This window comes from Bradyrhizobium sp. USDA 4516 (assembly GCF_054055915.1).
Genome location: NZ_JBSRXT010000001.1, coordinates 116,497 through 129,458 on the forward strand (window position 1 = coordinate 116,497; position 12,962 = coordinate 129,458).

The 12,962-nt window shown below is 63.2% G+C and carries 13 protein-coding genes and 1 tRNA gene; 4 read left to right on the forward strand and 10 right to left on the reverse strand.

The genetic code is table 11. The features are described 5' to 3' along the window. Nucleotides 1-13 precede the first annotated feature (13 nt). The 3 genes from ACVI1L_RS00560 (at nt 14) to ACVI1L_RS00570 (ending at nt 2,220) form a co-directional block, all read left to right on the forward strand. Nucleotides 14-970, forward strand: a complete 957-nt coding sequence (locus tag ACVI1L_RS00560; RefSeq protein WP_253639278.1) for an N-acetylmuramic acid 6-phosphate etherase — start codon at nt 14-16, stop codon at nt 968-970. A gap of 11 nt (nt 971-981) precedes the next feature. Further along, nucleotides 982-1,980, forward strand: a complete 999-nt coding sequence (locus tag ACVI1L_RS00565) for an SIS domain-containing protein (protein ID WP_456782037.1) — start codon at nt 982-984, stop codon at nt 1,978-1,980. 72 nt (nt 1,981-2,052) lie between these two features. Continuing rightward, a complete protein-coding gene (locus ACVI1L_RS00570; RefSeq protein ID WP_156436544.1) occupies nt 2,053-2,220 on the forward strand; it encodes a hypothetical protein in 168 nt (55 codons plus the stop codon). Between the two features lie 20 nt (nt 2,221-2,240). Here ACVI1L_RS00570 and tenA read toward each other — a convergent pair whose 3' ends face one another. From tenA to ACVI1L_RS00600, 6 genes are all read right to left on the reverse strand, one after another. Beyond that, a complete protein-coding gene (gene tenA / locus ACVI1L_RS00575; protein WP_229188777.1) occupies nt 2,241-2,915 on the reverse strand; it encodes a thiaminase II in 675 nt (224 codons plus the stop codon). Between the two features lie 722 nt (nt 2,916-3,637). Further along, a complete protein-coding gene (locus tag ACVI1L_RS00580; RefSeq protein WP_244559000.1) occupies nt 3,638-4,420 on the reverse strand; it encodes a C13 family peptidase in 783 nt (260 codons plus the stop codon). Between the two features lie 140 nt (nt 4,421-4,560). Then, nucleotides 4,561-5,328, reverse strand: coding sequence for a DeoR/GlpR family DNA-binding transcription regulator (locus ACVI1L_RS00585; protein WP_057020625.1), 768 nt, complete (start codon nt 5,326-5,328; stop codon nt 4,561-4,563). A 151-nt stretch (nt 5,329-5,479) separates the two neighbouring features. Beyond that, nucleotides 5,480-6,478 (reverse strand): 4-hydroxythreonine-4-phosphate dehydrogenase PdxA, encoded by a 999-nt coding sequence (gene pdxA, locus ACVI1L_RS00590; RefSeq protein WP_057020626.1) that lies wholly within the window; start codon nt 6,476-6,478, stop codon nt 5,480-5,482. Then, nucleotides 6,475-7,782, reverse strand: a complete 1,308-nt coding sequence (locus ACVI1L_RS00595; RefSeq protein ID WP_168857131.1) for a four-carbon acid sugar kinase family protein — start codon at nt 7,780-7,782, stop codon at nt 6,475-6,477. Before ACVI1L_RS00595 ends, pdxA begins: the two co-directional genes overlap by 4 nt. Nucleotides 7,783-7,811: 29 nt before the next feature. Beyond that, nucleotides 7,812-8,852 carry a 2-keto-3-deoxygluconate permease gene (locus ACVI1L_RS00600; RefSeq protein WP_092090551.1) on the reverse strand — a complete coding sequence of 347 codons (1,041 nt, stop codon included), beginning with the start codon at nt 8,850-8,852 and terminating at the stop codon, nt 7,812-7,814. Between the two features lie 443 nt (nt 8,853-9,295). On the opposite strand from ACVI1L_RS00600, the gene ACVI1L_RS00605 reads away from it, so the two are divergent. Continuing rightward, complete coding sequence (locus ACVI1L_RS00605; protein ID WP_076834270.1) at nt 9,296-9,763, forward strand: hypothetical protein; 468 nt, start codon at nt 9,296-9,298, stop codon at nt 9,761-9,763. A 197-nt stretch (nt 9,764-9,960) separates the two neighbouring features. On the opposite strand, the gene ACVI1L_RS00610 is transcribed toward ACVI1L_RS00605, so the two are convergent. The 4 genes from ACVI1L_RS00610 to ACVI1L_RS00625 form a co-directional block, all read right to left on the reverse strand. Next, nucleotides 9,961-10,036 (reverse strand) — tRNA-Lys (locus tag ACVI1L_RS00610). A gap of 164 nt (nt 10,037-10,200) precedes the next feature. Further along, entirely contained in the window at nt 10,201-10,791 is a 591-nt protein-coding gene (locus tag ACVI1L_RS00615) for a Spy/CpxP family protein refolding chaperone (protein ID WP_028332421.1), read from the reverse strand. Nucleotides 10,792-10,953: 162 nt separating this feature from the next. After that, nucleotides 10,954-12,237, reverse strand: coding sequence for a TRAP transporter large permease (locus ACVI1L_RS00620; protein ID WP_076834271.1), 1,284 nt, complete (start codon nt 12,235-12,237; stop codon nt 10,954-10,956). Beyond that, nucleotides 12,237-12,809 (reverse strand): TRAP transporter small permease, encoded by a 573-nt coding sequence (locus ACVI1L_RS00625; protein ID WP_057020631.1) that lies wholly within the window; start codon nt 12,807-12,809, stop codon nt 12,237-12,239. The genes ACVI1L_RS00620 and ACVI1L_RS00625 overlap by 1 nt, the downstream gene beginning before the upstream one ends. Nucleotides 12,810-12,962 lie beyond the last annotated feature (153 nt).

A 12,962-nucleotide genomic window follows, 5' to 3' on the forward strand; every position in this document is an offset into this window, starting at 1 on the left:
TTGGATCACCGATATGGCCACCGAAGAAGTCGATCCCAGATTTACCGACCTTGATGCATGGTCGCTGACGTCAGCGATGGAAGCGATGTGGGAGGGCCAGCTTGCGGCGGTCGCCGCGATCGGCCATGCCCTTCCCGCGATCACTGCGGCAGCCGAAGCGGCCAAGACGGTGCTGGGCGACCGCGGACGCATTGTATATGTCGGCGCGGGCACGTCAGGCCGCGTGGCGGTCCAGGACGGCGCCGAGCTGACGCCGACCTTCGCTTGGCCCCGCGAGCGCGTCCGCTTCGTCGTTGCCGGCGGTGACAGCGCGTTCGTCACCAGCATCGAGGGCGCGGAGGACGATGTCGATGATGCAGTCACGCAGATCAGCGCCGCACGGCTCACGCCGCACGACGTGGTGATTGCGGTAGCCGCCAGCGGCACAACGCCGTTCACGGTCGCGGCGCTGCAGCAGGCAGGGTCTTTCGATGCAGTAACGATTGGTGTCGCCAACAATCCCGGCACCGCACTGCTGGCATTGGCAAAGTTTCCGATCCTGGTCGAGACCGGCCGAGAGCTGATCGCCGGCTCCACGCGGATGAAGGCGGGCACCGCGCAGAAGGTCGTGCTCAACCTGATCTCCTCGGGGATCATGCTGCGCCTTGGCCGGGTATATCGCGGCATGATGGTGAACATGCCGCCGACCAATGCCAAGCTGAAGCGGCGCGCCGAGGCCATGGTGGCGCAAATCGCGCGCTGTAATCCGTCGCACGCGGCACGCTCGCTCGAGCAGGCCGAGGGAGACATCAAGATTGCAGTCCTTCTGGCGCTCGGTGTCGACAGGGTTGATGCGAAGACCGTTCTGGAGAACTGTGACGGCAATCTTCGGCAAGTGTTTGTCGAGCTTGCCAAGAATCGTGACTCGCATGGTGACCGACTCCCAAAGGGAGCGGCGGGACGCGGCCGAGGCGGAGTGGTTGAGCCGTGACGATATCCGCGATGGCGAGCGAAATCGGGGAAAGCGCGGGTGTTGTCGCTAACATTGTTCGCAGCCGACCCGCCTTGCGCGACATCGCACAGCGGATTGGGATTGACTCCGCCCCTTTGTGCGTCGTGTGTGGTCGGGGAAGCTCCGGGCATGCCGGAGTTTTCTTGAGATATCTTGTCGAGACGCGGCTTCGCCTTCCCGTTTCAGCAAGTGCTCCCTCGGTGATCACGGCATTTCGCACACCTTTGATGCTCCGCGATGCGCTGTTCATCGTAATCTCGCAATCGGGGCGCAGCCCGGATCTCGTCGCAGCGACCAGGTCGGCACGAGCCTCGGGCGCACGCACGATTGCCATCGTCAATGCGCCGTCGTCGCCGGTGGCTGACGAAGCGGAATTCGTCGTTCCGATCGAAGCCGGCCAAGAACACTCCGTAGCGGCAACGAAGACCGTGATCGGCTCGATGGCCGCCAGTGCCGGACTGGTTGCCGAGCTGGCGCAAGATCGTGCGCTGCGGTCAGCCCTCGACCGGCTGCCCGAGCGCCTGCACCGCGCGCTGGCGCTCGACTGGTCGGAGATTGCCGATGATCTCGTCAAGGCATCAGCTGTGTTTGTGGCGGCTCGGGGCCTGGGCCTGGGCTCGGCGAGGGAGATCGCGCTCAAGCTTTCGGAAATCATGCGCCTGCCCTCCATCGGACTGAGCGCCGCCGAGCTGCAGCATGGGCCACGTGCCGCGCTATCATCGCGCACGCCAGTTGTCATGATGCGCCTCATGGATGAAACGGCGGCCACGGTGGACGCACTGGCAGAGGAATTGCGTGAGCAAAAGATCGCGCTGCATCTCTGCGGCGGACCGCATGGCTCGCTGCCTTGGTTGGTCGAGGATGACCCCGCCACCGACCCGATCACCATGCTCGTTCCGGCCTACCGGATGATCGAGCAGGCGGCATGCGCGCGCGGATTTGACCCGGATCGTCCCCCTCGCCTGAGCAAGGTTACCGAGACGTTTTGACTGATCGCTGGCTGGCGACCAAAGCGGGAGCGACATCATCAAAACGTAACAAACGCGAGCAGAAGCGACCGAATGCGCGGCAAAGGCGACGAAGCTGATCGCTATTCTGCCGCTCATAACGGTCTGGTTGCAGGTTCGAGTCCTGCCGGACCCACCAAAATCATCAAAGAGAGCCCAATTGAGACCAAATCTGCGGATAGCTTTGCCAACAAATTCGAACCGATGACCTTCAGGTTATAAGCATGACAGTTTCCGAAGCGCTATTCGACACGCTGGCCCGCGCGCCAGCCCATCTCCCAGAAGTCTGCCTCGAGACGAGTAGCTTCCTTGAAGATCGCAATCAGCTCTGCCTCGCGGGCCGGGGTGGCGTAGAGATCAGCGAGACGTTCCAAGTGTGCTCCCGCTTTCGCCGCGACCTCTTGGTATGGCGCACCAGCGTACTCGGCAATCCACACGCGATAGGGGTTCGTCGCAGCGTTCGCATCGGGTTGGGCAGCCAGCCGCTTCGCGATCTCCGCGTACCCGATCACGCATGGGGCCAGCGCCACCTTGAGTGCCAGCAGATCGCCGCGCATTCCAGCATCCAGCACGTAGCGAGTATAGGCTAGCATCTCGGCCGCCGGAGGGGTCTGTTCAAGGTCGCTTGGGGACAGACCCCAACCGGCACAGAGTGTCACATGAAGGTTCATCTCGACATCAAGGATGGCCGAAAGACCGGCCGCTGCTTCACGCATGTCGGCAAGCTTGGGCGATTTGTAGACCGAGAGCGCGTAGGCGCGCGCGAACTCGGTGAGGAACAAGTAATCCTGAGCAAGATAATAACGAAATGCCGGTTCGGCGAGCGAGCCGTCTGCCAATCCGTTCGTGAAGGGATGCTCGGTGTAGGCGCGCCACTCAGCAGATGCCTCTGTCTTTAGACGCTCCCAGAAACTCACGTTATGTTTCGCCTGGCTTGTCATGAACCGCTTTTGATTCCTTCCCATAGCCTGCATTATGAGGCTGACCTTGGCCGGCCGCGGCGATCTGCCGGCGCGCTGCCGTATGGAGGTCGCTTGCCGTCGATCGCTGGGCTTGAGTGCGTTCTCACGTTATCACCTACAGAACGCAACGTCCTGGTCCAAGATTCGACTACTGACAATCCGTACCGGTTTCGCGCCAATAACAACCCGCACGAAGGGCGGCGAACGTGGTCGAATTCGACGAAAAGGCAGGAAACTTAACAGCGGCGACGATTGTCCCACCGCTCATAACGGTCTGGTTGCAGGTTCGAGTCCTGCCGGGCCCACCAATGAGATCAATAGACTTACTTCGTTCTCGTTGCCCGCAGCGCGACGACCGCACCAGAAACCGCACCAGATACGTGCTGTTTTCGTTCACACCAAAGTTCGCAACGGCGTCAGGCAAGCTCACCTGCTGATGAGTGAACGTGACAGTGCCATCCACGATCCTCGCCTTCGGCCGACGGAGAGGCACCGACAGAAGCAGTCTCTCCCTTTGGCGGTGAAGTCGGCTATCTCCGGCAAAGCGGAAGTCAGCCATAACGCCAATCAAGTCCGCTAAGGGGCCCGTAGCAGACATGCGGCGCGATGCGGTGACCAGATCAACATGGACGAGGTTGACGGCACCCACCGGCGCCGGCCGCAAACGCGGCCGGTCCTCAAGGACGCGCAATGAGCAACGGCTGCACGTTTGCGCCGCCTGCCATCAGGGGATTCGACGGCTCGAAGCGAGCGCGCAGTTCTCGCTGCTGGACGAGCGAGCGTGCAACGACAAAGGCGTTCTTCAGGCTTCTGGCTTGCCGGAGTGCGATATTGAAAAAGGCGTTGCCGAAGTAGGTCCACTTGGCTTTGTCCCGACAGCCGAACGATGAATGGTCGGCATCGGCCGCGGTGATGACCAACGTATCGGGGTTCGCGAGACGAGGGATAAAGACCCCGGAATAACAGGCAGAGATGACCACCACCTTGTATCGCATGCCGGTCCGCGCCAACATGGCGGCGAGATGGGACGGCGTGAGCGTTTGCGTAAGCCGCCCGGCTTTGATTGCAAGCCCGTCGGGGGAGCCGTGCGAGGTGAGAATCAAGAACAGAACATCATTCTCGGCGTCCATCCCATTGGCCGCCGCCTGCAAGGACTTAGCCAGGCCTTCAATCGTTGCACCTCCGCCTTTCTTCGAATTGAATTGCACGTTGACTGGGCCGCTCCCGAAACGACCCGCTACGACCTGTGCTGCGCCGGTCGCCTCGCTTCTAAACACGCCCTGATCGCCGAAAAGGCCGAACGACACCACGCTCACCTTGCGAGCGTCCTCAACGGCGTGCACCGGCGAAGCCAACGGCGCGACGGTCAAAGCAAAAGCGACGAGCGGCGCGCCAAGCCGGCTGATCCAAGAGCCGATCCAAGTGCCGTTCCAAGAACCACTCCAAGACTTGCACGCCATGGCGAACCTCGTTTGGTGATCGCCACCTAGCATATGGCGATTCAAGTTGACGGCATTGCGCCCCGGTTCAGCGATTCCTTACCGCAACCCCGCCTCGGTCGATATTTTTCTCCGATCACGCGAAAAATTGCGATGCCGGCTCAGCGAACGCCGGCAACGATCACGCGCGCTCCCGCGTCGGCGAGACGCTTGCACTGCTCCTCAGATGCGCCGACATCAGTCACCAGAGTCCAGCGCGGCGGCAGCGGCGCCCAGGCCATCTGTTCGGCGCGGCCGAGCTTGCTGGCGTCGGCGAGAACGATGACTTCCTTCGACTGCTGCATCATCAGCGACTTCAGTGCGACCTGTTCGAGATCCGCTTCGCACAGGCCACGGCCATTCACCACGCCGTCGGCGCTCACGACGGCGCGGTCCGCGGTCATGCGCCGCAACGCCTCATTGGCGAGCGGCCCCATGGTGCTCATGCTGGTGGTGCGCAGCGCGCCGCCCAACACCACAAGCTCTATGCTCGGAGCCTTGGCGAAGAAGGGCAGCAGCGCAAGATTGTTGGTGATGATGCGCAGCCGCCGATGCTGCAGCAGTCGGCCGAAGGCTGCGACCGTCGAGCCGGCATCGAGAATCAGCGTGTCGCCATCCTCGATCAGATCGATCGCCGCGCGCGCGATCGCCTGCTTCTGTTTGCCCTGAACCGCGAGGCGCTGCTCGAGCGTTGTCTCGTTCGCGTGGGCGGTGAGAATGGCGCCGCCATAGGTGCGGCGCACGGCATTGTTCTTGGAAAGATGCTGCAAGTCGCGCCGCACGGTGGAAGCGGAAACGTCGAAGCGCCGCGCGAGATCGTCGACATCGATCTCTCCCGCGTTCAGTGCTTCCAACAGACGAGCGTGACGCTCCTTGCTGCGCATCGACATCGAACCTCAGCCCCCGGATTCATTGCCGTCAGCCGAGCTCGACCGTATCGGCTTCGCGGCACGGCCGATGGATACCACGATGCATCGGCCGCGCAATGTCTGCGCTTAACGCGCATCTCGCTCCTCATCCTGAGGAGCCCGCGCAGCCCCCTCAAGCCGCCTTCTTCGGCGCGAGATCGACCGCCTGCCGCAGCGCTTCGATCAGGCTGCGCTCGTCGGCGATGCCCTTGCCGGCGATGTCGAAGGCGGTCCCGTGATCGACCGAGGTGCGGATCACCGGCAGACCAACAGTGATGTTCACACCGGCTTCCAGCCCCAGCACCTTGATGGGTCCATGGCCCTGATCGTGATACATCGCGACCACCATGTCGTAGTCGCCGCGGCCGGCCAGGAAGAACAGCGTGTCGGCAGGCAGGGGGCCGTGCACGTCCCAGCCCTTGCGCTGACAGGCTTCCACGGCCGGCGCGATCTTCGCGGCTTCCTCGCCGCGACCGAACAACCCGTTCTCGCCGGCATGCGGATTGATGGCGCAGACGCCGATCTTCGGATTGGCGACGCCGGCGCGCACCAGCACGTCATGCCCGCGTGCGATGACACGCTCGACGAGGCCGGGCTCGATCTTCTCGATCGCATCGAGCAGGCCGATATGCGTGGTCACGTGAATGACGCGGAGTTTCGGCGACACCAGCATCATCGATACTTCCGGCGTGCCGGTCAGATGCGCCAGGAGCTCGGTATGGCCGGGATATTTGTGGCCGGCCGCATGCAGCGCTTCCTTGGAAAGCGGCGCGGTGCAGATGCCCTGCGCGAGCCCTGCCTGCACCACCTGCACGGCTTTCTCGATGTAGCGATATGCCGCCTCACCTGCCGTCGCCGACACCTTGCCGAACGGCAGATCGTCCGGCACCAGCTTCAGGTCAACGCACTGCACGGCCTTCGACGCAAAATTCGCCTGCTTCGCGTCGCTCAACGCATCGACTTCAAGCGGCACGCCGACGATCTGACCGGCCTTGCGCAGACGGTTGGAGTCGCCGATCACCAGCGCATTGCAGATCGCCCGCACCTGCGGCTGCGCCAGCGCCTTCATGATCACCTCGGGCCCGATACCGGCCGGATCTCCCATGGTGATCGCAATGGTCGGACGAGTCATATGAAACTTCCTCTGGTTCGGACGGCGCGAAGCCGCTCGCTGATGCGGATGAGGCTGTTCTCGTCACCGAACGCGCCCGCTTTGGTGGCGATCGGAACAGACAATCGGCCAAGAGTAAGGCCGAGCGACACGCCCGGCTCGATTTCGTCGGCAAGACGGATACCGTTGACACCGAAGCGCGACAGCATCGCCGCGGCGGTTTCGCCGCCGGTCGCAGCGAAGGCGCCGATCGCGGGTGCGACGGCCTCAAGAGCGTCGGCGAGCCCCTTGGCGAGCTGCGGGCCGAGCGACATGTCGGGGTGATCATCCATCATGATCTCAACCAGTGTATCGCCGCCGCCGGCAAGTCGTTTCATCACGTCCGCGGCGAGCGCCGCCCGGCCGGCACCATCGTTGAGCAGCGTTTCCGGCGCGACCGGGAAATGCGCCACGGTGCCGGTCGCCTCCAGCTCGCGCGCGGCGGCGCGAGATGCGCCGGCGAGCGAGCCCACCACGATCAGGGTGCCGGATGCGCTCGTGGGAATGCGCAGCGGCTCGACGGCATGGCTGACTTCGAGGCCGGCCAGCGCATGCGCGAGGCCGGCGCTGCCGATGAAGAAGGTTGCGGGCGATGCATGCAGGCTCGCCTCCGCGATCAAACGCAGATCGTGTTCAGTCTCGGCGTCACAGGCCGCGACCACGTCGCCCTCCCAAGCGAGCCTCGCGAACGTGGCTTTGAGATCGCCACCGCGCACGGCAGCGAGCTTGACCTTCTCACCGCGAACGCCCGCGGTCGCGAGAACGTCGACAAGATCGGCATTCGGGTAGGTGTGGTCGCGGTGCCAGACCTCGGCCTCCTCGAGGGGGCGGCCTCTGACCAGGATACGCCCGTCGATGGTGGTCCGGCCGGTGGCCGGAAAGGCCGGCGCGAACACGCCAAGGGCCGGACCCGACCGTGACTTGAGATGCGCAAGCGCGGCGGCAGTCTCCGCTGCAGGTTGCCCCCGCAGCGTCGAGTCAATCTTCTTGAAAAGAATACGTCCGTCTTCGCAAAGGCGCGCCAGCACATCGGCATGGCGGGCTGCAGCGGCCTCGGCCGAAAGGCCTCGACTCGCGGCATCGTAGGCCAGGACAGGCAGCTGGTAGCCCGACGCGTCGGTCACCTCACCCCACGTCACCGCAGCCGCACGCCCCCTTCTGCCGAAGGCGATCGCACAGTCCGCGGCACCGGTGAGATCGTCAGCGACGATCAGCCAGCTTTGGCTTGACGCGTTTTCTTGACGCGAACCGGTATCCACTTCGCTCGAAAACGCTTTAGGGGCCATCTTCAGCGACCTGCTTCAGTGACTTTGCCTCAGTGACTTGCCTCAGTGACAACCGAGCGCGCCGCGGGGGTCATCTTGCCGGCAGAAGCCACGTTGTTCTCTTCTGCAGGCTCCTCGACGTCGCGACCAACAACGCGGGCTGTCCAGGCGGTGACGATCGGCACGAGGATTGCGGTAACCACGACGCACGCCGCGACGAGGATAGTCGCCGGCCGCGCCGCGTCCGCATAGGCTGGATTCGCCGCGGCGACAATCGCCGGGACGGCCGCCGCATTACCGGCCGTTGAGGCCGCCGCAACACCCGCGACACCATTCCCGCCAGTGATGCGATCGGCGAGGAACAGCGGGATGCCGGTCACAACCACCACGGCCACTCCCATGCCGAGGCCGAGCAGGCCGGCCTGCCAAACCTTCGACAGATCGAGGCCGGCGCCGAGCGCGAAGGCGAAGAACGGGATCATCACAGGCACCGCGCGGCTCAGGAAGTCGCGCATCTCTCTGTCGAGATTGCCGATGATCATACCCACCACCAGAGGCAGGATAGCGCCCACGAGGGTCTGCCATGGAAATGCCGAGAGGCCGGCGACGCCCAAAGTGATCATGGTGAGGAAAGGACCGCTCTCCAGCGACATGACGGTATAGGCGCCGACGTCACGCGGACGTCCATATTGGCCCATCAACGCCATATAGAGACCGCCATTGGTGTCGTTCATGGCGGCGACGATCGCGAGCGTCGAGACACCCGCGAACATGCCAGCTGCGACCGGCGTCTCTCCCAAAATGCGGCCGAAGATCAGGCCGAGGACAACGGCCACGCCAACCTTCACGATCAGCAGGGTGCCGCCCTTCTTCACAATGTAGGGGGTCGCGCGGAAGTCGATGCTCGCGCCCATGCAAACGTAGAACACGGCGAGAATTGTCAGCGCGCCAGAGAACAGTGCGCCGGTGAAGGAGCCAAAAAACTTCGGGGTATCGGGAAAGAAGGTGGCAATAAGCGCCCCGACCAACAGAGGGACCACCATCATCCCGCCCGGCACGCTCTCGATCGCCCGCTTAATTGGAACCTGCATTTCTGTTGTCCTCCCGCACACCGCGCACTTCCGATCATTTTGCGCGTTTTGCTATAAAAACGAGCAAACGCCGGCCGTATATGTTCATATCGCGCAGTATTCAAGACTTATTGCGCATTTCGCGCAAAACATTCGCTCCGTCAGATGCGATTGATTTTGCTCGCGGGAGAATGCCAGGGAATTGGGTCATGAGAGGTTGGGCATGGTGCTCATCGCGCAGATGCTCGAAACGCTTACTTGGGGCAACACCCACCGAAGCCCCGACCGTCGCATGCTTCGGCCGCAAGGGTGCCCGGCCGGGCCCTCGCCGCAGGCGGGATACTGCCTCAGCCAGCGGAACGTCGGCCTGTAAGTCGTCGCGCTCGCGCAAGCTTTCTTCGGGCGCTAGCACGAAACCTCCCAAGACCGCTCTGAGATTGCCTCGGTATTGCAGGCGAAAGCCGTTGCGCAACGGCCGATGGACCTACTTCTTCGAGCTTCCAACGTGGGCACGTGCGCAAGGGTGTCACGTCAAGGCGAAGGCACTCGGTGAGAACTGCAATGCGGCCGTTAAGCGCGCCGAGTACGTTCTTCTGCCGGCCTTCGACAGCTGGCGGTCTCACGGGCTGACGGAGTGGTTGCAGCGCGAGGAGCATGTCGTCGGAGCTTTTGAGATTTCGCACTACCGCCCCAAGGAGCGGCCCAATAGCGTGAAGATCGTGCATCCGAAGAACGGCGAGGAAGCCTGGTGGCCGCTTTTCGATGATCGGGGCGAATCACTTTTCCCCGAACTGATGGCCGAGCTCGATGCCATCAAGCAGGTCACGGTTTCGGGTCTGGTCTTCAGGCGCGATCGCGCGCACCGCAAGTCGCGTACTCCGCCACCGTGGATACTGAGCGCAAGGACCTCCGCTACCTGCGCAGCGTCGTGAAGGACATTGTCGCCGCAGCCGGCCGCCACAGGTCTGCACGGCAATTGCCGATCTATGCAAAGCGGACCCGTAAACAGCTGATCTCGGGGACCCGGAAGCGCCGCGAGAAGCGAACAAAAGCAGCCGGTTTGTCGGAATAGACGCGGCCGTTTGTCGGAATGACAACTACGAGGGCTAACCTAAGCTATTGAAAAGCTTGGTGGGCGCACCAGGGCTCGAACCTGGGACCCGCTGATTAAGAGTCAGCTGCTCTACCAACTGAGCTATGCGCCCGGAACTTGTCCGGAAATGACCCTCGCAAGAGAGCGGTCGTTTAGCAAAGCGATTCCCCGATGTCCAGCAAGCTCAAGCAAGTTTTCCCGACTTTCTGACAACCGAAAGGCCGCCGGAATCCGGCGGCCTTTCATAGGCTTGGCGAGGGTGCCGGCGGACGGCGCTCAGAGCCGGCCGGAGCGCTCCTGATCAGGGCCATCGTCGCGGTCGAAACGGTCGTGATCGAAGCCGCGGCCGCCGCGCTCCCAGCGGTCCATGCCGCGCTCTAGGCGGTGGCGGCGCCAGCCTTCGGCGCCGAAGCCGCGCCCTTCCATATGGGTCAGCATGCTCAGCCGCCGCTTCTGGTTGTCGTCGAGCGTCTTGTAGAGCGGGTCGGCGGCATCGGCGATCTTCGTCAGCGACGTCGCGGTCGCCGCCATGTTGCCGGCGCGCTCGCGCAGGCGGGCGACCGGATCATCCGGCTTCTGCGACTTGTCCGCATCGGTCTTCTCGGCGGCCATCCGCGCATTGGCACGATCGAGCCGCATCTTCGCGAAGTCGCGCACCGCGGCCTCAACCGGCGGCCACAGCTTCTCCTGATCGGCGTTGAGCTTCAGCCCGGCGTGGACGGCGGCGATCCGCGCGTCGAGGAAGGCGGCCCGATCCTCGGGGCTCATCCGCATATGGCCGTGGAACCAGGGACGATGCTGGGCATAGACCGCGGTCGAACCGGCAATCGTGAGCGCCGCGATGCCGGCGAGCAGAACTTTCTTCATACGAACCTCCTTTGAAGGTTGCTCGAAGATGATGCCGCCCGCCCGCGCCTTCAACTTACGGATTGGACAGAGAGAGCTCTGTTACCAAGATGTAATCCGCTTTCATTGCACCGCAGAAACATCCAAGGCGCGAGGTCGCGCTTTGGATGTCTGTTGTTTGCGCTAGATCATGCCGAGCAAGCGCGGCAGCCACAGCGAGATCTCCGGCACGTAGGTGATCAGGCCGAGGAACACCAGCATCGCGCACAGCCATGGCAACACCGAGATGGTGATCTCGCTGATGCCCATCTTGGCGATACTGCTCGCAATGTAGAGGTTGAGCCCGACCGGCGGGTGGCACAGCCCGACCTCGGTGTTGACGATCATCAGGATGCCGAGATGCACCGGGTGCACGCCGAGCTTGGTCGCCAGCGGAAACAGGATCGGCGCCATGATCAGGAGGATCGACGACGGATCCATCACATTGCCGGCGAGCAGCAGGATGATGTTGACGACGAGCAGGAACATCCAGACCGAGAAGTTCTTGTCGATGATCCAGGCCGCCATCTCCTGCGGGATCTGCTCGTGCGTCATCAGGAACGAGAACAGCACCGCGTTGGTGATGATGTAGAGCAGCATCGAGCTCATGCTCGCCGCCTGCAGCAGCACCTTCGGCACCTCGGAGAGCTTCAGCTCCTTGTAGACGAATACGGTGATGAAGAAGGCATAGGTCGCGGCGACCGCGGCCGCTTCGGTCGGCGTGAAGATGCCGCCATAGATGCCGCCGAGCACGATCGCGATCAGCAGCAGGCCCCAGATGCTTTCGCGGAACGCCGTGAACTGCTGGCCGATGGTCGCGCGTGGCATCTTCGGATAGCCGTTGCGCTGTGCGACGAAGAAAGTCACCGCCGCCAGCATCAGCGCGAGCACGACGCCCGGCACGATGCCGGCCATGAACAGCGCGCCGATCGAGGTGTTGGTGGAGACGCCGTAGAGCACCAGGATGATCGAGGGCGGCACCAGGATGCCGAGCGCGCCCGAGGTCGAGATCACGCCGACGCCGAACCGCTTCGGATAGCCGTGATCGACCATCGCCGGCATCATGATCGAGCCGATAGCAACCACGGTTGCGACGCTCGAGCCCGAGATCGCCGCGAACATCGCGCAGGCCGCGACGCCGGCCAGCCCAAGGCCGCCGGGCAGATGTCCGACCAGCGAGGTGGTGAACGCGATCATGCGCCGCGCGACGCCGCCGCGGGTCAGGAAGGTGCCCGCCAGGATGAAGAACGGGATCGCCATGATGCCGAAATTGTCGAGGCCCGAAAACAGCTTCAGGCCGACGCTCTCGATCGGCACCTCGGTCATGGTGAACAGGAAGGTGAGCACGGTCAGGCCGAGCGAAATCGAGATCGGCATGCCCGTCAGCATCAGGGCAAACAGCAGTCCGAAAATAAGTGCGGCGCTCATCACGCTTCTCCAAGCGCGACGGGCGCGGTCTTGCTGGTCTCGACGCCATCGACATGGGAGGCGTCATGGTGCGGCAGGTCGTCGGTCCACCAGTAATTCCAGCACACCTGCAGGAAGCGGAAGCACATCAGATAGGAGCCGAGCGGGATGCAGGCGTAGACGATCCAGCTCGGGATCTCGAGATCCGGCGAGACCTGGTCGGTATGCATCAATTCGAACACGAATTTGGCACCCATGGTGCCGACGATCCCGGTGAATAGCGCGCCGCCGAGCAGGCCGAAGGTGATGGTGCGCTTGCGCCAGAAATCGTTGAGGCGGTTGATCAGGACGTCGACGCCGACATGGACGCCGGCGCGCACGCCATAGGCGGCGCCGAACTTCGCCATCCAGATGAACATGTAGATGCAGAGTTCCTGCGACCAGGCGAGATTGATGCCGAACAGGTACGGATAGAGCACGGGAACGTCGACCAGAAAACGGTGCACGACCGTGACGAAGGTCAGCAGCGTCGCGGCCCCCATCAGGCTCGCGATGATGATTTCCTCGAGCCGGTCCAGAATTTTAAGCAGCATTGATCTCCCCTGTCATGGCCTGATGCGGCAACCGGCCACGGCACCCTGGCCGCGACCTCACGCGGCCGCGGCGTTCACTATGTTTGCGGTTCAAGTCCCGCGTGACTGTTGCCGTCGATCGGAGCTGCCTCCGATCTACCTCGCCCCGCGTGC

Bases quoted from the DNA above. Each gene is read 5' to 3' on its own strand.
- ACVI1L_RS00595 (WP_168857131.1), bottom strand. From the start codon at position 7,782: ATGGCCCCTAAAGCGTTTTCGAGCGAAGTGGATACCGGTTCGCGTCAA.
- ACVI1L_RS00615 (WP_028332421.1), bottom strand. From the start codon at position 10,791: ATGAAGAAAGTTCTGCTCGCCGGCATCGCGGCGCTCACGATTGCCGGT.
- ACVI1L_RS00600 (WP_092090551.1), bottom strand. From the start codon at position 8,852: ATGCAGGTTCCAATTAAGCGGGCGATCGAGAGCGTGCCGGGCGGGATG.
- ACVI1L_RS00585 (WP_057020625.1), bottom strand. From the start codon at position 5,328: ATGTCGATGCGCAGCAAGGAGCGTCACGCTCGTCTGTTGGAAGCACTG.
- ACVI1L_RS00580 (WP_244559000.1), bottom strand. From the start codon at position 4,420: ATGGCGTGCAAGTCTTGGAGTGGTTCTTGGAACGGCACTTGGATCGGC.
- ACVI1L_RS00565 (WP_456782037.1), top strand. From the start codon at position 982: ATGGCGAGCGAAATCGGGGAAAGCGCGGGTGTTGTCGCTAACATTGTT.
- ACVI1L_RS00620 (WP_076834271.1), bottom strand. From the start codon at position 12,237: ATGAGCGCCGCACTTATTTTCGGACTGCTGTTTGCCCTGATGCTGACG.
- ACVI1L_RS00625 (WP_057020631.1), bottom strand. From the start codon at position 12,809: ATGCTGCTTAAAATTCTGGACCGGCTCGAGGAAATCATCATCGCGAGC.
- ACVI1L_RS00570 (WP_156436544.1), top strand. From the start codon at position 2,053: ATGCGCGGCAAAGGCGACGAAGCTGATCGCTATTCTGCCGCTCATAAC.
- ACVI1L_RS00560 (WP_253639278.1), top strand. From the start codon at position 14: ATGGCCACCGAAGAAGTCGATCCCAGATTTACCGACCTTGATGCATGG.
- pdxA (WP_057020626.1), bottom strand. From the start codon at position 6,478: ATGACTCGTCCGACCATTGCGATCACCATGGGAGATCCGGCCGGTATC.